This is a genomic window from Actinoplanes sp. NPDC049802, from assembly GCF_040656595.1.
Taxonomy (GTDB): Bacteria; Actinomycetota; Actinomycetes; order Mycobacteriales; family Micromonosporaceae; genus Actinoplanes.
The window spans coordinates 1-23,324 of record NZ_JBFAMR010000035.1; the positions used below are offsets into that span (position 1 = coordinate 1).

Genomic DNA, 23,324 nt, shown 5'->3' on the forward strand with positions numbered 1-23,324 from the left:
TGGGTGAGTGTGGCGTTGGCCTCGGTGATGGCCAGCCGCAGCTCCTGCAGCCGGCGCGGGACCCGGACCGACCAGGTGCGGTCGCGGAAGTGGCGTTTGATCTCGCCGATGATGGTCGGGATGGCGTAGCCGGCGAAGTCGACGCCGCGGTCGGGGTCGAACTTGTCGACGGCCTTGATCAGGCCGACCGTGGCGGTCTGGATGAGGTCGTCGGTGGGCTCGCCGCGGCCGGAGTAACGGTGGGCGAGGTGACGCGCGAGTGGCAGCCAGGCCTCGATCGCCTGGGCGCGGAGCCGGTCTCTCCGGCGTCCCGGTGCGGTGGCGCTCATCACGGCCAAAAGGTCTGACGCGCTGTTACCGGAGACGGCGTGTACGGGCTGATGCGATGTTTCGGTCAGGGTCATGAGTGGTCCTCCATCAGACGGGCAGAGAGCCGTGCCCGCACGCGGCGACCGTTCTGAAATGCAACGCTAACCGAGAAGCCTACTCTTGGATAGCCGAAAGTATGAGTGACGTTGCGTGAACGCGGAGACACGCGGTGGATTCACCCTCGAGTGTCGGACATGCCGAGGACCGCCGCGGAGGATTCGGCGCCGGTCCCGCGTGGTAGACACCCACCAGCGAGTTTCGTACGGCAGAAGGAAGACGATGACCATCCTCGGTATCGACATCGGCGGGTCCGGAGTGAAGGGCGCACCGGTCGACGCGGCCACCGGCGAGTTGCTCGGCGAGCGGTTCCGCGTGCCCACGCCGCAGCCGGCCGACGTCGACAGCGTCGCGACGGCGGTGGCCGGGGTGGCCGCCGCGTTCGACGGCTTCGACCGGATCGGCGTGACCTTCCCCGGCGTCGTGGTCGACGGCGTGACCCGCAGCGCCGCCAACGTGGACAAGTCCTGGATCGACGCGCCGGCCGCCCAGATCTTCAGCGACCGGCTCGGCATGCCGGTGACGGTGCTCAACGACGCCGACGCGGCCGGGGTGGCCGAGGTGGCGTTCGGGGCGGGCCGCGACCAGTCCGGCCTGATCATGATGCTGACCTTCGGCACCGGCATCGGCAGCGCCCTGTTCTCGGACGGCGTCCTGATCCCGAACACCGAGTTCGGCCACGTCGAGATCGACGGCGCCGACGCCGAACTGCTCGCCTCCGACCGGATCCGGGAGGCCGAGGACCTGAGCTGGGAGCGGTGGGCGGCCCGGGTCGAGCGTTACCTGCGCCACGTGGAGATGCTGCTCTCCCCCCGCCTGTTCATCGTCGGCGGCGGTGTGAGCAAGAAGTCGGAGAAGTTTCTTCCGCTCATCGACATCCGCACCCCGATCGTCCCGGCCACCCTGCTCAACAACGCCGGCCTGATCGGTGCGGCCATGGCGGCGCACCAGGCGGCGGCCGGTCCGGGCGGCCGGCACCCGGGCGCCGTCGCCGTGGACGCGACCGCAACCCGCTGAAACCATTTCGAGGGGTACGACCGATGGCGCGCTCGATCGCGACGAACGACCGGGTCGACCGGGCCGGGCTGCTGGAGTTCCTCCGGCCCCGGCACCGGGCGATCCTGATGACCACTCGTAAGGACGGCCGTCCGCAGTCGTCGCCGAACGCGTACGGCGTCGACGCCGAGGGCCGGATCGTCATCTCCAGCTATCCGGAGCGGGCCAAGGCGATGAACGTCCGCCGCGACCCGCGGGTCTCGGTCTGCGTCCTGTCGGACGAGTGGAACGGCCCGTGGGTGCAGGTGGACGGCGTCGCCGAGGTGCTCGGCCTGCCGGAGGCGCTGGAGCCGCTGGTGGAGTACTTCCGTGTCATCTCCGGCGAGCACCCGGACTGGGACGAGTACCGCCAGGCCATGCGGGATCAGGGCAAATGTCTCATCCGGGTGACGATCGAGTCGTGGGGCCCGATCGCCACCGGCGGCTTCCCGGCCCGCCTGGCCTGACCTGCCCGCGCCGCCTCCGGCGTCCTCCGCGGCGTACCGGGCGCAAGAGCAGGAGGCCGCAAGGCCGGCACCCAGGAGGACAGTTCCGGTGCCGGCCTTGCGGCCTGAGACCCCTCCCGTTCCGGCGGGCCCGCGCGCCCGCGTGCACGCGAACCCTCAGGAGGGGGAAGTACACGGGTTGAGCACCCGCAGCCGGGATCCGGCTCGGGAAGCGACCCGCCGGCGGAACGCCTCGAGGAAGCGACCCCGCCGATCGGGGCGGATCAGAGGGCGCGATCCCCGCCGAGCGGAGCGAGGCCGTTGGACCCGGCTTCGGCATCGAGCAGGTAGAGCAGGGTGTCGCGGTGCATCGACGCGATCGGTTCGAGCAGGTCGGGGTGGCGCAGCAGGATGGCGGCCTCCCGGTCGCGGCCGTCGGGCTGGAGCAGCCGGCGGAACTCGGTGGGCATGCCCGCGTTCCGGCGGCCTTGCGGGCGGGGCCGCGAGTCGGGCAGCGGCATCGCGGCGATCACGGCGTCGACGCCGCGGCGGGCCAGCAGCGGGTCGGCGAGCAGGCAGGCGGCCCAGCTGACGACGACCTCGTCGACCCAGGTGCGCCAGCCCTCGCCGTCGGCGAACTCGTCGTCCGGCTCGCTGCCGGCCTTCCAGTCGAGGACGGCGGAGCCGCCGGGCCCGGCGATCGCCACGAGCGCGGCGTCGATCTCGGTCGGGTAGCGCAGCCAGGCGGCGACCGTGACGGCCTGCCGGGCCTGGAGTTCGGCGAGGGTGTGCGAGACGGTGTTGGAGTCGCCTCCGGGGTAGGCGCGGGCCAGCCAATGTGTGCTGGCAGCGATCACCGGGGACAGTGCGGTGGACGGTCCGGCCACGTCGGTCTCCTCCCTCAGGCGCTTGCCGGGAGCCGGCTCGCGTCAGGGATACAACTCGGAGATGACTGACCATTCTTGAGGGCGGGTCCTCGATGGCAACGCACGGCAACCGACGCACTCCCCTGACCGCTCCGGCCGCTCCCGCGGCGTCCGGAGTTCCGGTGACCGCGACCCCGCGGGCGTACGACGTGATCTTGCTCGCCGGCACGGTTCCGCCGATACCGACCGGTAAAGGTGAACGGCTGTTGCGGGCAGGTGAAATCGTCGTGTTTTCCAGCGGCGCACGGCCGCGTCCGGATGCGCCGTGGTCAACCCGCTCCGGTAGGTTGGGACGCATCGGCGATCGGCCGTTTCAAAGCCTCCACTGCGGAGAAGTCAAAGGACGCCGGCGGTGGTTTTCCCGGTCGCCGAGTCCTCCCGCGCCCCTCTGACTACGGTGGAGATCATGACCGGTCGCTTCCCCATCGAAGACGTGACGCCGGCTGTTTCCGGCGGCCGCTATCCCGCGAAGGCGGTGGTCGGCGAACTGGTGCCGGTCTCGGCAGTGTCCTATCGCGAAGGGCACCACGCGCTCGGTGTGAACGTGGTATGGCGCGGCCCGGACGGCGAGACGAAGCCGTTCACCCGGATGACCCCGGGCGAGCCGGGCCTCGACCAGTGGCACGCCACGATCCGCCCGGACCAGGTGGGCCGGTGGACGTTCACGGTGGAGGCGTTCGACGATCCGTACCGGACGTGGCGCGACGCCGTGGTGAAGAAGATCGGTGCCGGCCAGGGCGCGGAGGATCTGGCGAACGATCTGGCCGAGGGCGCCGACGTGCTGGACCTGGCCACCAAGATCGTGCCGGCCGAGCACGAGGACGCGGTCCGCGACGCGGCGGCCGCGCTGCGCGACGAGCAGAGGTCGCTGTTCGCCCGGGTCACCCCGGCGCTGGACCTGGAGGAGCTGCTCTGGCACAACCCGGTGCGGCACCTGGTCACCACGACCCGCTCGTTCGCCGTCTGGGTGGACCGCACCCGGGCCCTCTATTCGGCGTGGTACGAGTTCTTCCCGCGCTCCGAGGGCGCCGAGGTCGGCCCGGACGCCACCCCGATCAGGCACGGCACGTTCCGGACCGCGGCGGAGCGACTGCCGGCCGTCGCGGCGATGGGCTTCAACGTGGTCTATCTGCCGCCGATCCACCCGATCGGCAAGATCAACCGCAAGGGCCGCAACAACACGCTGGTGGCCCGGCCGGAGGACGTCGGCTCGCCGTGGGCGATCGGCTCCGACGAGGGCGGCCACGACGCCGTCCACCCGCAGCTGGGCACTCTCGACGACTTCCGGTACTTCCGGGAGCGGACCGAGGAGCTGGGCATGGAGGTGGCGCTGGACCTCGCGCTGCAGGCCGCGCCGGACCACCCGTGGGTCAAGCAGTTCCCGCAGTTCTTCACCACGAAGGCGGACGGCACCATCGCGTACGCCGAGAACCCGCCCAAGAAGTACCAGGACATCTACCCGATCAACTGGGACAACGACTACCGCACGCTGCGCGACGAGGTCTACCGCGTGGTGATGCACTGGGTGCGCAACGGGGTAAAGATCTTCCGGGTCGACAACCCGCACACCAAGGCCGTCAACTTCTGGCAGTGGCTGATCCCGAAGGTCAAGGAGACCGACCCGGACGTGCTGTTCCTGGCCGAGGCGTTCACCCGCCCGGCGATGATGAACGGGCTCGGCAAGATCGGCTTCACCCAGTCGTACACCTACTTCACCTGGCGGACCAGCGCGCAGGAGATGCGCGAGTACATGGGTCAGCTGCTCGCCTCGGCCGACTGGATGCGGCCCAACTTCTGGCCGAACACGCCGGACATCCTGCACGAGACGCTCCAGCACGGCGGCCCGCCGATGTTCAAGATCCGCGCGGTGCTGGCCTCGATGCTCACCCCGTCCTGGGGCCTGTACTCGGGGTACGAGCTGTTCGAGCACGTGGCCCGGCCGGGCGCCGAGGAGTACATCGACAACGAGAAGTTCGAGCTGAAGCCTCGTGACTGGGCCGCGGCGGAGCGGTCCGGCCGGTCGCTGGCGCCGTACCTGACCAAGCTGAACCGGATCCGCCAGGAGAACCCGGCACTGCACTGGCTGCGGAACCTCCGCTTCCACGAGATCGACAACGGCGCGCTGCTCTGCTTCTCCAAGCGGGATCCCGACACCGGCAACACCGTCCTGGTCATCTGCTCGTTCGACTCCAGCAACGTGCAGTGGGGCAACACCAGTCTGGACATGTCGGCGCTGGGCCTGGACTGGCACGACCGGTTCACGGTCGTCGACCAGATCAGCGGGGCGACGTACGAGTGGGGTCAGTACAACGCGGTCCGGATCGATCCGTTCGTCGAGCCGGCGCACATCTTCGTCGTCACGACGGGGTAGGGGGATAACTCGATGGAGCTGACGAGCGAGCACGATCCGGCCGAGGGCAGTCACACCGAGGACGGTGTGGTCGAACACCCGAGTTCCGACGAGTTCGGTCACGCCCGGGCGCTTCCGGCGGACCGCACCTGGTTTCAGCGCGCCGTCTTCTACGAGGTGCTGGTCCGGGCGTTCTACGACTCGGGCACCGACGGCGGCGGCGACCTGCGTGGGCTCATCGAGCGGCTCGACTATCTGCAGTGGCTCGGCGTCGACTGCCTCTGGCTGCCGCCGTTCTACGACTCCCCGCTGCGTGACGGCGGCTACGACATCCGCGACTTCTACAAGGTGCTGCCGGAGTTCGGCACGGTCGACGACTTCGTGGCCCTGCTGGACGCGGCGCACAAGCGCGGCATCCGGGTGATCACCGACCTGGTCATGAACCACACGTCCGACTCGCACCCGTGGTTCCAGGCGTCCCGGCACGATCCGGACGGGCCGTACGGCGACTTCTACGTCTGGAACGACACGAGCGAGAAGTACTCCGACGCGCGGATCATCTTCGTCGACACCGAGGAGTCGAACTGGACGTTCGACCCGGTGCGCCGGCAGTTCTACTGGCACCGGTTCTTCTCGCACCAGCCGGACCTCAACTACGAGAACCCGGCGGTGCAGGAGGCGATGCTCGACGTGCTGCGGTTCTGGCTGGACCTCGGCATCGACGGGTTCCGGCTGGACGCGGTGCCGTACCTGTTCGAGCAGGAGGGCACCAACTGCGAGAACCTGCCGGCCACCCACGCGTTCCTGAAGCACTGCCGCAAGGTGATCGACGACGAGTTCCCGGGCCGGGTGCTGCTGGCCGAGGCGAACCAGTGGCCGGCCGACGTGGTGGAGTACTTCGGCGACGCCAAGTCCGGTGGCGACGAGTGCCACATGGCGTTCCACTTCCCGCTCATGCCGCGGATCTTCATGGCCGTCCGCCGCGAGTCGCGTTTCCCGATCTCGGAGATCCTGGCGCAGACGCCCTCCATTCCGGACAACTGCCAGTGGGGCATCTTCCTGCGTAACCACGACGAGCTGACGCTCGAGATGGTCACCGACGAAGAGCGCGACTACATGTATTCGGAGTACGCCAAGGACCCGCGGATGAAGGCGAACGTCGGCATCCGGCGCCGCCTCGCCCCGCTGCTGGAGAACGACCGCAATCAGATCGAGCTGTTCACCGCCCTGCTGCTGTCGCTGCCCGGCTCGCCGGTGCTGTACTACGGCGACGAGATCGGGATGGGCGACAACATCTGGCTCGGTGACCGCGACGGCGTGCGGACCCCGATGCAGTGGACGCCGGACCGCAACGCCGGCTTCTCCACCGCCACCCCGGGCCGTCTCTACCTGCCGGTCAATCAGGACCCGGTGTACGGCTACCAGGCGGTCAACGTGGAGGCCCAGCGGGACAGTGCGACCTCCCTGCTGAACTGGACGCGGACCATGCTGGCGGTTCGCCGGCGGCACGAGGCGTTCGCCGTCGGCACGTTCCGTGAGCTGGGCGGCTCCAACCCGTCGGTTCTCGCCTATCTGCGCGAACACGGCGACGATGTGGTCCTCTGCGTCAACAACCTGTCACGCTTCCCGCAACCGATCGAGCTGAATCTGCAGCACTGGAACGGCTACACCCCCGTGGAGTTGACCGGGCACGTCAACTTCCCCCGGATCGGCCAGTTGCCGTACCTTTTGACCCTTCCAGGCCACGGGTTCTACTGGTTCCAGTTGTGCGGGTCGGAGGAGAAGCAATGACGCTGCCTTTCGCCGAGTGGTTACCGAAACAGCGCTGGTACGCCGGGCGCAGCCGGGTTCTCGCCTCGGTCAAACAGGCGTCCGCCACGTCGCTGGGCGAGGATCTGGAGCTGGTCCTCGTCGACGTGGAGTACACCGACGGCAGTTCCGAGCGCTACCAGGTCCTGGTCGGCTGGGGCGCCGGCCCCATACCGGAGTACAGCGCGGTCGCCACCATCGGCACCGCCGACGACGGGCGGGTCGGCTACGACGCCCTCTACGATCCGGTGGCCGCGCGGTACCTTCTGGGGCTGCTCGACCGGGCCGAGCCGGTCGGCGACATCACCTTCGACCGGGAGCCCGGCGTCATGCTGCCGCTGGAGGCCTGGCCGCGGGTCTTCGACGCGGAGCAGAGCAACACCAGCGTCATCTTCGACCAGGACGCGATCCTCAAACTGTTCCGCCGGGTCACCTGCGGCGTCAACCCGGACATCGAGCTGAACCGGGTGCTCGGCCGGGCCGGGAACGGGCACGTGGCCCGTCTCCTCGGCTCCTTCCAGGCCGACGACTGCTCGCTCGGCATGATCACGCAGTACGCGGTCAACTCGGCCGAGGGCTGGGCGATGGCGACCGCCTCGGCGCGGGATCTGTTCGCCGACGCGGCCTACCACGCCGACGAGGTGGGCGGCGACTTCCAGGGCGAGTCGTTCCGGCTCGGCGAGGCGGTCGCCTCGGTGCACCTCACGCTGGCCGCCGAGCTCGGCGCCGGCCCGTCGCCGTTCCCGGTCGACGCCGTGCTGGCCCGGCTGCGCACCGCCGCCAACGCGGTCCCCGAGCTCCAGCAGTACGTTCCGGCGATCACCGACCGGTTCACCGCGCAGACCGGCGAGCAGGTCGAGGTCCAGCGCATCCACGGCGATCTGCACCTCGGGCAGGTGCTGCGCACCCCGGAGGGGTGGCTGCTGATCGACTTCGAGGGCGAGCCGGGCCAGCCGCTGGACGAGCGGCGGCTGCCCGACTCGCCGCTGCGTGACGTGGCCGGGGTGCTGCGCTCCTACGAGTACGCGGCCTATCAGCTGCTGGTCGACCAGGACGAGGACGAGCACCTCGCGGCACGCGCCCGGGAGTGGGTCGACCGCAACCGGACGGCGTTCTGCGACGGATACACGAACGCGGCGGGCACCGACCCGCGCTCACGCGGTGCGCTGCTGTCGGCGTACGAGCTCGACAAGGCGGTCTACGAGGCCGCGTACGAAGCCCGGCACCGGCCCGGCTGGCTGCGGATCCCCCTGCGGTCGATCGCCAGGCTCGCCGGATGAACCCCGGAGGGCAACCCAAGATCATGATCGGTCAGTCCACCTCTCCGCTCGCTGCCGACCAGCGGGCCATGAACAGCGTGATCGCCGGGGACACCCACGATCCGCACGCCGTCCTGGGCGCGCATCCGCACGCCGGGCGCACCGTCATCCGGGCCCTGCGCAAGAGCGCCGAGCACGTCGCGGTCCTGCACGACGGGGAACGCCACGAGATGACGAAGGTCCACGAGGACGGGATCTTCGCCGCCGAACTGCCCGGCACCGTCCTCGACTACCGCCTCGACGTGGACGGGACGCAGTGCGACGACCCGTACCGGCATCTGCCCACCCTCGGTGAGCTGGACCTGCACCTGATCGGCGAGGGCCGGCACGAGAAGCTGTGGAAGGTCCTGGGTGCGCAGCCGCGCGGCACCGGGGTGGCCTTCTCAGTATGGGCGCCGAGCGCCCGCGGCGTGCAGGTGATCGGCGACTTCGCCGGCTGGGGGCCGTTCGACGGGTGGCCGATGCGGTCGCTCGGCTCCAGCGGCGTCTGGGAGCTGTACGTCCCGGCGGCGCATCTCGGCAGCAAGTACAAATTCAAGATCCTCGGCCGGGACGGGGTCTGGCGCGAGCACGCCGACCCGCTGGCCCAGCACACCGAGGTGCCCCCGGCGACCGCGTCGGTGGTGTTCCAGTCCACCTACCAGTGGCACGACGAACAGTGGATGCGGGAACGGTCCCGCAAGTCCTGGCACCAGGAGCCGATCAGCGTCTACGAGGTGCACCTCGGCTCGTGGCGGCCCGGCCTCAGCTACGTGGAGCTGGCCGAGCATCTGGTCGACTACGTCGTCGAGACGGGCTTCACGCACGTCGAGCTGATGCCGGTCATGGAACACCCGTTCGGCGGCTCGTGGGGTTACCAGGTCACCGGCTACTACGCGCCGACCTCACGGTTCGGCAGCCCGGACGAGTTCCGTCACCTGGTCGACAAGCTGCATCAGGCCGGCATCGGCGTGATCCTGGACTGGGTGCCCGCGCACTTCCCGAAGGACGAGTGGGCGCTGGCCCGGTTCGACGGCACCCCGCTCTACGAGCACGGCGACTGGCGGCGCGGCGAGCACCCCGACTGGGGCACCTACGTCTTCGACTACGGCCGCAAGGAGGTCCGCAACTTCCTGGTGGCCAACGCCCTCTACTGGTGCGAGGAGTTCCACGCCGACGGCCTGCGCGTCGACGCGGTGGCCTCGATGCTCTACCTGGACTACTCGCGCAAGGACGGCGAGTGGACCCCCAACCAGTACGGCGGCCGGGAGAACCTGGACGCGATCAGCTTCCTGCAGGAGATGAACGCGACCGTCTACAAGCATCACCCCGGCGTCATGACGATCGCCGAGGAGTCGACCGCGTGGCCCGGCGTCACCCGGCCCACCCACCTGGGCGGCCTCGGTTTCGGCTTCAAATGGAACATGGGCTGGATGAACGACACCCTCTCCTACATGGAGAAGGAGCCGATCTACCGGCAGTGGCACCACCACCAGATGACCTTCGCCACCGTCTACGCCTGGAGCGAGAACTACGTCCTGCCGATCAGCCACGACGAGGTGGTGCACGGCAAGGGCTCACTGACCGGCAAGATGCCCGGCGACCTGTGGCAGAAACTGGCCAACACCCGCGCCCTGCTCGGCTTCATGTGGGCCTTCACCGGCAAACAGCTGCTCTTCATGGGCTCCGAGATGGGCGACGAGTTCGAGTGGAACGAGGGCGGCGGCCTGCACTGGCACCTGCTCGACGACGAGCAGCACGCCGGAGTGAAACGCCTGGTCACCGACCTGAACCGGCTCTACCGGGAGACCCCGGCGATCTGGACGCAGGACACCGGCCCGTCCGGCTTCCGGTGGATCACCAGCGAGGACTCGCAGCACAACACCTTCTCCTTCCTCCGCTTCGCGCCGAACGGCGACACGCTGGCCTGCGTCGTCAACTTCGCCGCCATCCCGCACGAGGACTACCGGATCGGGCTGCCCCGGGCCGGCCGCTGGGCCGAGGTGGTCAACACCGACAGCGAGCTCTACGGCGGCTCCGGCGTGGGCAACCTGGGCGAGGCCACCGCGGAGAACCTGCCGTGGCACGGTTTCGACGCTTCGGTGTCACTGCGGGTGCCCCCGCTCGGCGCCGTCTGGCTCAAGCACGAGGGCTGACCGGTCGGCGGGGGCGGTCTTCGGGCCGTCCCCGCCACTCGGTCGCGAGCAGGCCGTAGAGCAGGTCGTCGGTCCACTCGCCCTTGAGGAAGGTCTGCTGCCGCAGCAGGCCCTCGCGCCGGAAGCCGAGCCGCTCCATCAGGGCCGCCGAGCGGACGTTGCGCGCGTCGCACTCCCCCGTCACCTTGTGCAGCCCCTGCCGGCCGAACAGCCGGTCCAGGACGGCGCTCACGGCCTCGGTCGCGAAACCCCGCTTCTGGTACGGCCCGGCGAAGGTGAACCCGATCTCGGCCTGCCTGAGGTTGTCGTGCAGGCGCACGTACACGTCCCCGATGAGGGTCTCCTCGGCGGCGAGCTCCACCGCGTACTGGAAATGGCCTGCCTTGTCCGGGGAGCCGGCGGCGAAGTTGCGGACCGCGATCTGGGCCCGCTCCAGCGGGAAGGGCGCCTCCCACGACTGGTAGCGCGCCACCTCCGGATCCGACCGGTAGGCCGACAGCACCGGCGCGTCGGACGCCCGGAAACGCCGCAGGATGAGCCGCTCGGTCGTCAGAAGCACGCGCCGAGGATATGTCACACCCGCGGGGCAGAATGCGGGACATGGACTCGACCGACCGCGTCCGCGGCATCTGCCTGGCCCTGCCCGAGACGACCGAGCGCCTCAGCCACGGTACGCCCGCCTTCTTCGTCCGTGACCGCAAGATGTTCGTGATGCTCTGGGCCGGCGGGCACCACGACGACGACTTTCCGCTCCTCTGGTGCGCCGCCCCGGCCGGCGCGCAGGAGGAGCTGATCAAAGCCGACCCGGAGCGGTTCTTCCGGCCACCCTATGTGGGCCACCGCGGCTGGCTCGGCGTCCGGCTCGACCGGGATCCGGACTGGTCCGAGATCGCCGAGCTGTGCGAGGACGCGTTCCGCGCGGTGGCCCCGAAGACCCTGGCCGCCCGCCTGGACGCGGACTAGCTGTCCCGCCCCGTCGCATCCTCCGCTCGGTAGGACCCCACCCCGACCATCTGGCCGTGCCATGGGGCGACGGGGATCCACTGAGTGGCGCCCGGGTCCGGATCCACGGTGTCGTCCAGATCCTGGATCGATCCGCGCTGCCCGAGTTCCATGGCTTCGTTTCCCATTCGGCGATGAATGCCGTGGAAGACGCGATCCGGGATTTTCTGGAGCTGTCCTGACGGCAGGACACGATTCACGGGCAGGCGCGGCCCTCCCGCCCGTGAATCGCGACGGTCAGACGTCGATGACGTCGGCGACGATGACGGTCACGTTGTCGGGGGCGCCGTTCTCCAGGGTGCGGTTGACCAGCTCGGCCGCGCAGGTCTTGCGGTCGGCGACCTCGCGCAGCGTGTGGGCGATGACCACGTCCTCGACATAATCGGACAGGCCGTCGCTGCACAGCAGGTAACGGTCACCGACGCGGGCCGGGATCATCCGGCCGGCCGGGCGGAAGGGGCCGCCCTGCACGGCCTGGGTGACCAGGGCGCGCTGCGGATGGCGGCGGGCGTCGTCGGGGGTGAGCACGCCCTGGTCGACAAGCGCCTGGACGTAGGTGTCGTCCCGGGTGAGCTGGGTGAACTCGCCGTCACGGAGCAGGTAGCAGCGGGAGTCGCCGACGTTGAGGGCGGCCAGCCGGTCGCCGGAGAGCAGGAGCGCGGTGACCGTGGTGCCCATGCCGTCACGGGCGTCGTCGTCGGCCACGGCGGCCTCGATCCGCTCGTTGGCGGTCTGCAGGGCGCTGATCAGATCCTGCAACGGCTCACCGGTGTCCGGCGTCGAGTCGACGGCGCTGAGCGTCTGCACCAGGATGTCGCTCGCCAGCTCTCCGGCAGGCAGTCCGCCCATGCCGTCCGCCACCACGAAGAGTCGATTACCGACGAAGACGGCGTCTTCGTTATTGGACCGGACCAGGCCCTGATCAGTGGCGGCGACCGCCCGGACAGCAAGCGTCATGTGACAAGAGTGCCAAAGGCCAAATCGGTTGTCTCTAGTACCTCCTACCAAGTGTCATCGGATCCCGTCCGGAACCCTCCCGGCAACCCCGCCGCAACGGCACCTCAGGAGGGCTGTTTTCGCAGTTCAAAGCCCTTTTCGGGGGGCCGGGAGGCCGGTCCGGGCCGATCCCGGCCGATCTTGGCGGCCGACTGCCGCCGCCACGGCCCGGCGTGACATTCGCGACATCGGGGTACGCGAGGGGGCTCCGGTACGAATCCCGGCGTACCACAACAGGCCCCGTCCCGTCCGCGGAACGGGCCCGAGGCGTCCGCCGGGTGAAGACTGCGCGGCCGACCCTGCGGGGCGGCGCGACAACCCGCGGCGGCCTCGGTAACAATCGTCGGCGTGACGACAGCTATCCATCAGCGCATCGCCTCGGAGCTCGGGGTACGGGAAGGTCAGGTCACCGCCGCGGTCGAGCTGCTCGACGGCGGGGCCACGGTGCCGTTCATCGCCCGCTACCGCAAGGAGGTGACCGGCACGCTCGACGACGCCCAGTTGCGTACGCTCGAGGAGCGCCTGGGCTACCTGCGGGAGCTGGAGGACCGGCGGGCCGCGGTGCTGGAGTCGATCCGCTCCCAGGGCAAGCTCGACGAGACCCTGGAGCAGCAGATCCTCGAAGCCGACACGAAGGCCCGGCTGGAGGACATCTACCTGCCGTTCAAGCCGAAACGGCGGACCAAGGCGATGATCGCCCGCGAGGCCGGTCTGGAGCCGCTCGCCGAGGGCCTGCTGAACGACCCCACGGTCGACCCGAAGGCGGCCGCCGCGGCGTTCGTGGACGCCGAGAAGGGCGTGGCCGACCCGCAGGCCGCCCTGGACGGGGCGCGGGCCATCCTGATCGAGCGGTTCGCCGAGGACGCCGACCTGATCGGTGACCTGCGGGAGCAGATGTGGAAGCGGGGCCGCCTGGTCGCCAAGGTGCGCGACGGCAAACAGACCGACGGGGCGAAGTTCTCCGACTACTTCGACTTCGCCGAGCCGTACACGAAGCTGCCCTCGCACCGCATCCTGGCGATGCTGCGCGGTGAGAAGGAGGACGTCCTCGACCTCACCATGGAGCCGCATCCGGAGGAGGACGAGGGCTACTTCGAGGCCCGCATCGCCGGGCGCAACGGGATCAGCGACCACGGCCGTCCCGGCGACCGGTGGCTGATCGACACGGTCCGGTGGGCGTGGCGCACCCGGATCCTCATCCACCTCGGCGCCGACCTGCGGGTCCGGCTGCGCGAGGCGGCCGAGGACGAGGCGGTGCGCGTCTTCGCGGCCAACCTGCGTGACCTGCTGCTGGCGGCGCCGGCCGGCACCCGCGCCACGATGGGGCTGGACCCCGGATTCCGTACCGGGGTGAAGGTCGCGGTCGTGGACGCCACCGGCAAGGTGGTCGCCACCGACACGATCTACCCGCACGTGCCGCAGAACAGATGGGACGAGTCGATCCACCGGCTGGCCGCGCTCGCGTCGAGACACGACGTCGAGCTGATCGCGATCGGCAACGGCACCGCCTCCCGGGAGACCGACAAGCTCGCCACCGAGCTGATCAAGCGGCACCCGGAGGCCAAGCTCACCAAGGTGGTCGTCTCCGAGGCGGGCGCGTCGGTCTACTCGGCGTCGGCGTACGCCTCGCAGGAGCTTCCCGGCCTGGACGTGTCGCTGCGCGGCGCGGTCTCCATCGCCCGCCGTCTGCAGGATCCGCTCGCCGAGCTCGTGAAGATCGACCCGAAGTCGATCGGTGTCGGGCAGTACCAGCACGACATCTCCGAGGTGAAACTGGCCCGCTCGCTGGACGCCGTGGTCGAGGACTGTGTGAACGGCGTCGGCGTGGACGTCAACACCGCCTCCGCGCCGCTGCTCACCCGGGTCTCCGGCATCACCGCCGGCCTGGCCGAGAACATCGTGCTGCACCGCGACGCCAACGGCCCGTTCAAGAACCGCCAGGAGATCAAGAAGGTGGCCCGGCTCGGCCCGAAGGCGTTCGAGCAGTGCGCCGGCTTCCTGCGGATCCGCGACGGTGAGGACCCGCTCGACTTCTCCAGCGTGCACCCGGAGTCGTACCCGCTGGTCCGGACGATCGCGGCGGACGCCGGGTCGGACGTGAAGACGATGATCGGCAACAGCCCGCTGCTGAAGGCGATCCGCCCGGACAAGTTCGTGACCGACACGGTCGGCCTGCCGACCATCACGGACATCCTCAAGGAGCTGGAGAAGCCGGGCCGCGACCCGCGCCCGGCGTTCACCACGGCCACCTTCGCCGAGGGCGTCGAGAAGATCGCCGACCTGCAGCCGGGCATGATCCTGGAGGGTCAGGTCACCAACGTGGCGGCGTTCGGGGCGTTCGTCGACATCGGCGTGCACCAGGACGGTCTCGTGCACGTGTCGGCGCTCTCCGACAAGTTCGTCCAGGACCCGCGCGAGGTGGTCAAGTCCGGTGACGTGGTGAAGGTCCGCGTCCTGGAGGTCGACCCGGTCCGCAAGCGGATCTCGCTGACCATGCGGCTGACCGACGAGCCGCGGCAGGGCGGCGGCCGCAACCGCGACGACCGCGGGCCGGGCCCCCGTCAGGCCGGCCAGGGTGGCCAGGGCGGCGGTCAGGGCCGCCAGGGTGGCCAGGGCGGCGGTCAGGGCCGCCAGGGTGGCGGACAGCGCCAGCCCCGCCAGGGCGGCGGTCAGCGGGGCGGCCAGGGCGGCGCGAACAGCTTCGGCAACAGCGCCATGGCCGACGCGCTGCGCCGGGCCGGGCTGGCCAAGGACTGAGCACGCCGGTTCGGGCCTCCGGTCACGCACCGGAGGCCCGGCACCGGGCCGGCCGGTGTCAGCGGGCCTTCGCCGTCACAGCTTCCAGATCTCGACGTCGGTGAAGGCCGCGGCGTACGGGGCCTCGCGCGGGGCATCACGCTCGTTGTAGATGCCGAGCACCACTTTGCCGCCGCCCTGGAGGTCCTTCTCCGTCAGTGGCATGGAGCCGATCCGGGCCCCGCCCAGGAAGATCTGCAACTCCGTGCCCCGGGCCAGGATCCCGATCCGGGTCGGAGTGTCCAGCGCGATGGGCCCGGTCTGCGGGAACGTCTTCGACACGCTGACCGCGCTGTCCCGGTGCACACCGCCGTAGACCCGGTTCTCACAGAACCGCACCTGGTAACCGAGGTTCCCGCCGTTGCGGAACCAGATGGTCGCGCAACTGCCCGGCGTGAGCAGACGGGCCGTGACCTCGACACGCACATCGGCCGAGAGCTCATCGGCGGGTCCCCGGCACTTGTAGGTGCCGCCGGTGCCGCGGCGCGCCACCAGTCCCTGCACGGCGTCGAGAACGCATTCGCCCTCGCCGTCCTGCCGGCTCGGCTGCCAGTACGACTGCCGGCGCAGGTCGTCGGAGATCCACAGGTCGCCGGCCGACGGCACCGGCACGGGAACGGCCGAGGACGCCGAGGGCACCGCCGCCGTGCCGCCAGTGTCGGGGCGCAGCGAGAGGGCCAGCATGACCGAACCGGCGACCACCGCGAGGATCAGGAAGGCCACCGCGGCCGGCAGGGCCCAGCGGCGGGCCGGCTCGGGCGGCGGCGGGCCGGTGGGCGGGGTGTGCGCCGGCGGCGCGGAGATCGGCACGGTGACGATCGAGTTCTCGTCGTAGCCGACCATGCCGGGTGGGATGGCCAGAGTCGGCACGGCCGCCTCGTCGCCGGTGTCGCCCGGGGCCGGCGTGTACCCGGTCACGGCCTGTGCCTCGGCCGCCGCCGCGCGCAGAGCGGGCTGGTCGGCGAGAGCGGCCGCGGAGGCCGCCGGGCGTTCCCCGGAGATCAGCAGGTCGAGAAGCTCGCGGGCGCTGGGCCGGTTGGCCGGGTCCTTCTCCAGGGCGTGCGCCACCAGGTCGCGCAGCGGGCCGCTGAGGCCGTCCAGTCGGGGCGGCTGGGTGAGGATGCGGGCCGCGGTGGCCGGTGGCGAGTCGGCCCAGAACGGGGTACGGCCGGTGCCCGCGTACGCCACCACACTCCCCCAGGCGAACACGTCCGCGGCCGGTGTCACGGGGGTGCCCGGGTCGGAGCTGAACCGCTCCGGCGCCATGTACGCCACCGTGCCCACCATCTGGTCGGTACGCGTGTTCGCGCTGGTCGCCTCCATGGCCCGGGCGATGCCGAAGTCGATCACCTTGGGACTGCCCGGTGCGAGCAGCACGTTGCGCGGCTTGAGGTCACGGTGGATCACCCCGGCGCCGTGGATGGCGGTCAGCGCGGTGGCCACCCCGATCGCCACGCCGTGCAGGTTGGCGATGGTCAGCGGCCCGCGCTGCTCGACCACGTCGGCCAGGGTGGGCCCGTCCACGTACTCGACCACCAGGTACGGGTGCTCGTGGTCGGGGTCGGCGTCGATCACCTCGGCGGTGCAGAACGGCGGCACCTGGCGGGCCCGGTTCACCTCGCTGCGGAACCGGCGCCGGAACTCGTCGTCGTAGGCGAGGTCGGCCCGCACCATCTTGACCGCGACCAGTTGTCCGGTCGCGCCGCGGGCCAGGTAGACGGTGCCCATGCCACCCTCGCCGAGACGGCCGACCAGCTCGTAGTCGCCCAGGGCTCGTGGGTCACGCGGCCGCAACGGCTGGGTCCGCTCGCCCGGCGATGCGCCATCGACCATTCTCGTTCCCCCCGGAGCGCCTCCTTCGTGTGCCGATCGCACTGTATAGGGCCGGGTCCCGGGCGGAAATATCGGCGGCCTCATGGAGATCCCCGATACAAGGATCGGGGCCCTACCCGATGCCGTGGACCCCTCCACGGGCACACCATGAAGTCACGGTTTCACCAACAGTGAAAGTAGGGGACCTCGATGAACGCCGTGCACGACACCTTCGCCCGACAGGGTCTCGTCCGCCCCCAGGACGGCCGGATGATCGCCGGCGTGTGCGCGGGCCTGGCCCGCCGGTTCGGCCTCGACCCGTGGATCGCCCGCCTGCTGTTCGTGCTGATCCTCTTCCTCGTCCCGGGCAGCCAGATCCTGATCTACCCGGTGCTGTGGATCGTGATGCCGGCCGAGAAGCCCGCCTTCCCGACCACCCCCACCACCTTCTGAACGCCGGAACCCGGAGTGTGACGGCCGCGTCAAAGCGGCCATGACCCCCAGACTCCCCAGGGCGGCGGCCATCCTCGCGATGGCCGCCGCCCTGCTCGTCTCCTGCTCCGAGCAGCCGATCATCGACTACGAGCCGACACCCGGCCCGCCGGCGTCCCCCGTTCCCGGCCCGCCGGCGGCCGACGCTCCCGTCCACCCGCCGGCCGGTGAGGGCTTCTTCTCGGTGCTGCGCCCGGGCAGCCAGGCCGATCTGGTGAGTCCGCCAGATTCGCTGCGTGCGGCGTACGCCGAGGCGACCGCGGTGATCGAGGCCGACGTCGCCGCGGTGCACGCCGAGCCCTCACGCGGCGAGCCGGCCCTGGTCACCGTGATCATCGAGCTGCGGCCGGTCCGGGTACTGCGCGGCGCCCTCCAGTCCGGGGTCTCCGGCACGCGGATCCGGCTCCTCGTGGGCCGGGACGGGGACCGGGCGGACGAGCTCGAAGAGCAGATGCGCGGCGATCTCCCGGCCCGAGGCATCTGGCTGCTGCGCTGGCAGGGCAAGCCGCCGGACCGGCGCAAGCCGGGCGCGCCGTCGTTCTCCCCCGCCGAGAACCCGGCCCACTACCGGACGATCCACCCGGAGTGCGGCATCTTCGTCCAGGGCGCGGAACACGTGGTGGCGCCGGCGGCCCGGGACCTCGAAGGCCTGCCACCGCGGGGCGCACAGGCCGAGGCGGAGCGGTTCGCGACCCTCGACGAGCTGGCCGCGCACGCCCGCGCGCCCGGTTGACGTTCACGCGGTGAGTTCGCGCACCTTGCCGGTCAGTTGGAGGTCGTCCAGGTAACCCCGGTGGACGATCTTCCCGGTCCGGTCGACCATCACGTACCAGCTCTGCTGCGCGATACCGAACCGCTTCCACAGCTTGCCGCCCGGATCGTCGAGGTGGGTGATCCCCTCCAGCTCGAAGTCCGCGACGAAATCCTTCATCTCGTCGGCCCCGCCCAGACTCGCGATTCCCAGGATCGCCAGCCTGTCGCCGTACTCGGCATGGATGTCGCCCAGAGATTGCGCCTCGCCGGCGCACGTGGCGCACCAGGGCGCCCAGAACCAGAGGACGGCCGGCTTGCCGGCCAGACTCGCGGCGTCGAACCTCTCGCCGGACAGCGTGGTCCCGGTGAAGGCGAGCGACTCCGGGACGGCCACCGGTCGCGCCGCCGTGCTCGCGGACGCGGTGGCCGTCCCGTTCGGCGTCGTGGCGGGCTCGGGAGACGCGGCCGGCGGGGTGCCACAGCCGGTTGCCGCGAGCACGGCCACCAGCATGATCAGAACCAGCCGGGGTACGCGTGACGCGCGCCGTGTCGTCACTTGACGGCGACGGGCTCGGTCAACCGCAGCGCGAGCGCCGGGCAGACGTTGACCGCCTTGCGGGCACCGTCCTCCAGCCACGGCGGAAGCGGTGTCTGCGGGAACGCCGGGAACCCGTTGTGGTCCAGCCGGATGATCTCCGGGGCCACCGCCGAACACAGCCCGTGCCCGTCGCACCGCGACCAGTCCAGGGCCAGCTTGCGCGCCCCCTTCTCGGCCGTGTAGGGCAGCGGCAGGATGCCACGCACCGGCTTGCCGCAGCCCTCACCGTTGGCGTGCGCCTGCACGTCGGCGCGGAAGACCTCCAGGGCGGACAGCGCGAACCGGGCGCTGCCGTCCGGGTGACTGCACGCGCCCCGGCCCTTGACCAGGCCGGCCGCCTGCCGCACCTGCTCCACCGCGTTGCCGCCGAGCGACACCAGCGTCACCGCGCGGGCCAGGTCCGGCAGACCGATCCGGCACGGGCCGCACTGACCGGCCGACTCACCGGCCAGGTACTGCACGACCTGGGCGACCTCACCGAGCGGGCAGGTCTTCGAGCCGATCGGGATCAGCATGCCGGCGCCCAGGGTGCCGCCGACCTTCGCGAACCCCTTACGCGAGATCTGGATGGTCTTCGCCTGCTCGGCGCTCACCCACTTGCCGTGGTAACCGCCGACCAGCAGACCCGGGCCGATGTCCGCGCCGCACATCTCCAGCACCTCCATGAGCGGGGTGCCGGTGGGCGCCTCCACCACGGCCGGCGCTGTCGCGGAGCCACCCACCGTGAGCATCACGGTGCCCGGCTCCTCCGGGATGCCGACCGCGTTGTACTCCCACGGGCCGAGCCGGGCCGCGATCGCCAGCTGCGAGTACGTCTCCGCGTTCGACAGCAGCGTGGGCAGGCCCATCACGCCGTTGTCGCTGGACCGGACCTTGCGGCCGGGCGGGATGTGCGCCTCGCCGTTGATGCCGCGGACCAGGGCGCCGCCCTCACCGGAGATGAACCGGTGCGGAACCAGGACGATCCGGGTCGGGCAGGGCATCTTCCGTTCGGCCAGCGCCGCGGCGAGCGACTCCTGGCCGACACCGTCGTCGGCGACGCCGATCACGATCTCCTCGGCGTCCAGGGCGGCGGCGGCCAGCGCCGCGCCGTCCAGGATCAGGTGCGGGCCCCGAGTCAGGATCGCCTTGTCCTTCCAGGACGGCGGCTCACCCTCGGTGGCGTTCACCACGATCACCGGGGGCAGCTCCTGGCGGCGGCACGAGTCGACCACCGCGCGGACCTTACGGGCGAACGGGAAACCCGCCCCGCCCCGGCCGCGCAACTCGATCCGGTCGGCCAGACCGATCAGCTCACCCGAGGAGAGCGCCGCGAAACCGCCGTGCACCTCCTGGTGGGCCAGCAGGTCCAGGCGACCGTACTCGTCGAACCCCGCGGTGACCCGCGGCGTGCCGATCGCCGTGACCGGTGGAACCTGTGCCGTGCTCAATTCGCTTCCCTCATGTCGCCACGAAGCTGGGAGAAGTAGGCGTCGTCGGTGTCGTCACGCCCGCCGCGGCGCCCACCGCCCCGTCCGGGCTCGCCGCGCCGGGCCCGCCGGGAACCCATGTCGACCAGGGTCGCCGTGTCGTCGGCCGGGTAGCCTGCGCCGTCCGCCAGGTCGACGAACTCGCTGCGGCTCTGCCGGCGGGGCGGCTCCTCGTAGCGGGGCTCGTCGTAACGCGGCTCCTGGTAGCGGGGTTCCTGGTAGCGGGGCTCCTCGTACCGGGGCTCCTCGTACCGGGCCGAACGAGACGCGCGGGGGGTCGCGTCGTAGTCGTCCTCGGCGCGACGGCGGCCACGCGGGCGGTCGTCGTACTCCGGCTCGCGGCGCATCCGGGCGCCGGTCGACTCGAGGTCGTCACGGCGCATCCGGGTACCCGTCGACTCGACGTCGTCACGGCGCATCCGGGTACCCGTCGATTCGAGGTCGTCACGGCGCATCCGGGTACCCGTCGACTCGACGTCGTGGCGGGAGCGGGGCTCGTCGTACTCCGGCTCGCGGCGCAGCCGGGCGCCGGTCGACTCGACGTCGTGGCGGGACATCCGGGTCTGCGTGTCGTAGCGGTCGTCGTCCTCGTAGCGGCGGCCGCGGCCACGCGGGCCCTCGTCGTACAGCTCCTGCGAGCGGCTGCCCCGGGAGCGCGGGGCCGGTTCGTCGTCGTACCGGTTCCGCTCGTCCTCGAGGTCGCGGCGCGACATCCGGGTCTGCGTGTCGTAGCGGTCGTCGTCCTCGGCCGGGCGGCGCTGGCGGGGCGTGGGCGGCGCCTCCAGTTCGGCCTGACGGCGGCCGCGCGGCGGGTAGTCGTCCTCCACCGGAGCCGGCGCGGGAGCGGGCGCCGGGCTGACCGGGCGGGCCGGCGGAGGCTGGTTCCAGGACGGGACCGGCACCATGGTCTCCGGGCCACCGGCCGGGGCCAGCAGGTCGACGGCCGGCTCGGTGCGGCGCATCGGACGGCGGATCGGGGCCGTGGCGGTCGGCACCAGCGTGCCCGTCTCGGACGGTTTGACCGCGCCGACACCGGCGGGCGAGGCGAAGTCCTTGCGGCGGTTGAGGCTCACCGACAGGCGCACCGCGAGGCCGACGACCACGCCGAGCACGCAGACGACGTAGCTGACGATGACCCAGGTGGCCGCCGGACGGCCCGCGGCCAGGCCGTGGGTGAGGGCGATCGGCCACATCAGGTAGGAGATCGCGTGGACACCCCGCCACATCCAGGGCTTGCCGCGGCCGATGAACTTGGCCCGGGCCAGGCCGGACCAGAGCACCAGCACCATGATCCAGCCGGAGACCGGGCCGAGACCGACGTACCACTTGTTGAGGCCGTCGGTCAGGAACGGGATGAAGATGTCGATCACGCCGATGTTCTTCATGGCGAACTTCGTCCAGACATGCACGAAGAGCGCCCCGACCGCGATCACACCGGTGGTGCGGTGCGCGGACTGCAACAGCACCCGCTGGCGAACGCCGAGGACGAGGCGGTCGGTGGCGACGAGACCCAGCATGATCGTTATGGAGAGCGACACCAGGCTGATGACGCCCATGAAGTAATCGGCGTAGAGGAAGAAGTAGTAGTACCCGACGCGACCCGGAGCGGTCATCATCGCGACGGCCCAGACGGCGGCCACGATGCTCAGGATGAGCAGGACCACCTCGGTCTTCGACGCCGGACGCGTGCCGGTGGATCCGACGTCGACCGCCACCCGGGTGGCGGTCGCCTTGTTGTTCTTCGAGCGGGCCATGGACTCCTCGTTTTCCTTGGTGCGGTCACGTCCCGTGGGCGGTGGGACGCCGGCGTTCGTGGGGAACGCCCCGCGCTCAAGCTCTGCTGAACCCGGTCCCGGCCGTTGCTTTCCCCTGCGTGGCCCAGGTCCGTGTCCTCCCCGGATTACGTGCCGGACCGGGGATCGGATGAACACCGGCCGAACTTTTTGCGTAGTCGCCTGACTACGTTCCGCGCAGGCCCGCTGAGCTGCGCGAACTTCGAAAAGGTTGCCGGGTTAAGGAAGAAATAAGGATCAGAGGGTGAGTGACGCGGGCCACCGGCTGAACCATTCGCGCCCGGCGGGCGAACTAAGTAGTGCAGGCGAATCGACGGTAGGCCAGCGAAGGGGGATCGTCATGCGTCACCGGATCATCGCGCTCACCGGCGCGGTACTCGCCGGCGCCGTACTGAATACCGTGGTGTGGGCGGCGCCGGCCGCCGCCGACGTGGACGGGTTCAGCGTGCGGGTGACCGCGCCGGACAGTTTCACCGCCGGGCGGGCCGGGCAGACGGTGACCGCCGTGGTCACCTCCGAGAACCGGCAGTGCCGCAAGGTGCGGTGGGCGCTGCTCATGCACTCCCGGATCGACCCCGGCCAGTACCAGGTCACCCGATTCGAGGACGACGGGCCGTTCCGGACCACCGACCGTACCGAGGGCATCACCACGACGATCGTCGACAACGACCTCGACCCGGGCACCTCCTGCCGGGGGCGTACGGTGACCGGCCGCTGGCGGGTCGCGTTCACCGGACCCGAAGGCGGGGACGTGCAGTTCGAGGTGCGGGCCTTCGACGCCGGGGACACCCTGCTGACCGCCGGCGGCGCGGCGGCGCAGGTGCGTGGCGAGGTGAAGGCCGCCCCGTCCCCGTCGGAGACGAGCGCGGAGCCCTCGGACCCGCCGGCCGCGAACCAGCCGGCCGGGGAGAGACCGACCCGGGCGGCCATCGAACCGGAGGAGACCGAGACGGCGCTGGTCGCCGAGGACACCACGCTGCTCGGGCCCGGCCTGATCGTCGGTGGTGTCTTCGTCTTCCTGGGCGTGATGCTGCTGGTCCGGCTGCGGACCCGGGCACGGCGGGCCCGTCTCGAGGCACAGACCGCGCCGACCGGTTTCTACTCGATGCCCGGATCATCCAGATAGGAACACTTCCTCCGGGTGATTTCCCGACGCAACGAGCCTCC

General features: G+C 70.8%; 20 protein-coding genes. 12 read left to right on the forward strand and 8 right to left on the reverse strand.

Annotation, left to right across the window (positions count from 1 at the left end; all coding sequences use genetic code 11):
- On the reverse strand, positions 1-404 hold a 404-nt coding region (locus AB0I88_RS23735), incomplete at its 3' end, for a sigma-70 family RNA polymerase sigma factor (RefSeq protein WP_361028358.1).
- A 244-nt stretch (positions 405-648) separates the two neighbouring features.
- Between AB0I88_RS23735 and ppgK the strand changes: the two genes are divergently transcribed.
- Together ppgK and AB0I88_RS23745 are read left to right on the forward strand one after the other, a co-directional pair.
- Positions 649-1,443: a polyphosphate--glucose phosphotransferase gene (ppgK, locus tag AB0I88_RS23740; protein WP_361028361.1), complete on the forward strand. Its 795-nt coding sequence runs from the start codon at positions 649-651 to the stop codon at positions 1,441-1,443.
- Positions 1,444-1,466: 23 nt separating this feature from the next.
- Positions 1,467-1,928, forward strand: a complete 462-nt coding sequence (locus AB0I88_RS23745) for a PPOX class F420-dependent oxidoreductase (protein WP_361028364.1) — start codon at positions 1,467-1,469, stop codon at positions 1,926-1,928.
- A gap of 263 nt (positions 1,929-2,191) precedes the next feature.
- Here the strand turns inward: AB0I88_RS23745 and AB0I88_RS23750 are convergent, their stop codons facing one another.
- On the reverse strand, positions 2,192-2,794 hold the full coding sequence (locus AB0I88_RS23750; protein WP_361028367.1) for a hypothetical protein: 603 nt from the start codon (positions 2,792-2,794) through the stop codon (positions 2,192-2,194).
- Between the two features lie 445 nt (positions 2,795-3,239).
- On the opposite strand from AB0I88_RS23750, the gene AB0I88_RS23755 reads away from it, so the two are divergent.
- The 4 genes from AB0I88_RS23755 to glgB all read left to right on the forward strand — a co-directional run bounded on the left by AB0I88_RS23755 (position 3,240) and on the right by glgB (position 10,446).
- On the forward strand, positions 3,240-5,204 hold the full coding sequence (locus AB0I88_RS23755) for an alpha-1,4-glucan--maltose-1-phosphate maltosyltransferase (protein WP_361028370.1): 1,965 nt from the start codon (positions 3,240-3,242) through the stop codon (positions 5,202-5,204).
- A gap of 12 nt (positions 5,205-5,216) precedes the next feature.
- Entirely contained in the window at positions 5,217-6,974 is a 1,758-nt protein-coding gene (treS, locus tag AB0I88_RS23760; protein WP_361028373.1) for a maltose alpha-D-glucosyltransferase, read from the forward strand.
- The gene (locus AB0I88_RS23765) at positions 6,971-8,272 is read left to right on the forward strand and encodes a maltokinase (RefSeq protein ID WP_361028376.1); all 1,302 of its coding nucleotides are present in this window, start codon (positions 6,971-6,973) and stop codon (positions 8,270-8,272) included. The genes treS and AB0I88_RS23765 overlap by 4 nt, the downstream gene beginning before the upstream one ends.
- Positions 8,273-8,340: 68 nt before the next feature.
- Positions 8,341-10,446 carry a 1,4-alpha-glucan branching protein GlgB gene (gene glgB, locus AB0I88_RS23770; RefSeq protein WP_361028562.1) on the forward strand — a complete coding sequence of 702 codons (2,106 nt, stop codon included), beginning with the start codon at positions 8,341-8,343 and terminating at the stop codon, positions 10,444-10,446.
- Here the strand turns inward: glgB and AB0I88_RS23775 are convergent.
- Positions 10,430-11,005 carry a GNAT family protein gene (locus AB0I88_RS23775; protein WP_361028379.1) on the reverse strand — a complete coding sequence of 192 codons (576 nt, stop codon included), beginning with the start codon at positions 11,003-11,005 and terminating at the stop codon, positions 10,430-10,432. The genes glgB and AB0I88_RS23775 overlap by 17 nt on opposite strands.
- A gap of 41 nt (positions 11,006-11,046) precedes the next feature.
- Here AB0I88_RS23775 and AB0I88_RS23780 point away from each other — a divergent pair, with 41 nt between their 5' ends.
- Together AB0I88_RS23780 and AB0I88_RS23785 are read left to right on the forward strand one after the other, a co-directional pair.
- Positions 11,047-11,409 (forward strand): MmcQ/YjbR family DNA-binding protein, encoded by a 363-nt coding sequence (locus tag AB0I88_RS23780; RefSeq protein WP_361028382.1) that lies wholly within the window; start codon positions 11,047-11,049, stop codon positions 11,407-11,409.
- Between the two features lie 56 nt (positions 11,410-11,465).
- On the forward strand, positions 11,466-11,630 hold the full coding sequence (locus AB0I88_RS23785) for a hypothetical protein (protein ID WP_361028385.1): 165 nt from the start codon (positions 11,466-11,468) through the stop codon (positions 11,628-11,630).
- A 55-nt stretch (positions 11,631-11,685) separates the two neighbouring features.
- On the opposite strand, the gene AB0I88_RS23790 is transcribed toward AB0I88_RS23785, so the two are convergent.
- Positions 11,686-12,405: a protein phosphatase 2C domain-containing protein gene (locus AB0I88_RS23790; protein WP_361028388.1), complete on the reverse strand. Its 720-nt coding sequence runs from the start codon at positions 12,403-12,405 to the stop codon at positions 11,686-11,688.
- A 387-nt stretch (positions 12,406-12,792) separates the two neighbouring features.
- Here AB0I88_RS23790 and AB0I88_RS23795 point away from each other — a divergent pair, with 387 nt between their 5' ends.
- Positions 12,793-15,201, forward strand: coding sequence for a Tex family protein (locus tag AB0I88_RS23795; RefSeq protein WP_361028392.1), 2,409 nt, complete (start codon positions 12,793-12,795; stop codon positions 15,199-15,201).
- A gap of 75 nt (positions 15,202-15,276) precedes the next feature.
- Here the strand turns inward: AB0I88_RS23795 and AB0I88_RS23800 are convergent, their stop codons facing one another.
- A complete protein-coding gene (locus AB0I88_RS23800) occupies positions 15,277-17,073 on the reverse strand; it encodes a serine/threonine-protein kinase (protein WP_361028395.1) in 1,797 nt (598 codons plus the stop codon).
- 189 nt (positions 17,074-17,262) lie between these two features.
- On the opposite strand from AB0I88_RS23800, the gene AB0I88_RS23805 reads away from it, so the two are divergent.
- A complete protein-coding gene (locus AB0I88_RS23805) occupies positions 17,263-17,505 on the forward strand; it encodes a PspC domain-containing protein (protein ID WP_361028398.1) in 243 nt (80 codons plus the stop codon).
- 40 nt (positions 17,506-17,545) lie between these two features.
- Positions 17,546-18,277 carry a hypothetical protein gene (locus tag AB0I88_RS23810; RefSeq protein ID WP_361028401.1) on the forward strand — a complete coding sequence of 244 codons (732 nt, stop codon included), beginning with the start codon at positions 17,546-17,548 and terminating at the stop codon, positions 18,275-18,277.
- A gap of 3 nt (positions 18,278-18,280) precedes the next feature.
- Here the strand turns inward: AB0I88_RS23810 and AB0I88_RS23815 are convergent, their stop codons facing one another.
- From AB0I88_RS23815 to AB0I88_RS23825, 3 genes are read right to left on the reverse strand one after another with little or no spacing between them, the layout of a single operon-like run.
- The gene (locus AB0I88_RS23815; protein WP_361028404.1) at positions 18,281-18,796 is read right to left on the reverse strand and encodes a redoxin family protein; all 516 of its coding nucleotides are present in this window, start codon (positions 18,794-18,796) and stop codon (positions 18,281-18,283) included.
- Positions 18,797-18,849: 53 nt separating this feature from the next.
- A complete protein-coding gene (locus AB0I88_RS23820) occupies positions 18,850-20,325 on the reverse strand; it encodes an NADH-ubiquinone oxidoreductase-F iron-sulfur binding region domain-containing protein (RefSeq protein ID WP_361028407.1) in 1,476 nt (491 codons plus the stop codon).
- The gene (locus AB0I88_RS23825) at positions 20,322-22,118 is read right to left on the reverse strand and encodes a translation initiation factor III (RefSeq protein ID WP_361028410.1); all 1,797 of its coding nucleotides are present in this window, start codon (positions 22,116-22,118) and stop codon (positions 20,322-20,324) included. The genes AB0I88_RS23820 and AB0I88_RS23825 overlap by 4 nt, the downstream gene beginning before the upstream one ends.
- Positions 22,119-22,497: 379 nt before the next feature.
- Here AB0I88_RS23825 and AB0I88_RS23830 point away from each other — a divergent pair, with 379 nt between their 5' ends.
- Positions 22,498-23,283 (forward strand): hypothetical protein, encoded by a 786-nt coding sequence (locus tag AB0I88_RS23830; RefSeq protein WP_361028413.1) that lies wholly within the window; start codon positions 22,498-22,500, stop codon positions 23,281-23,283.
- The last annotated feature ends 41 nt before the right edge of the window (positions 23,284-23,324 follow it).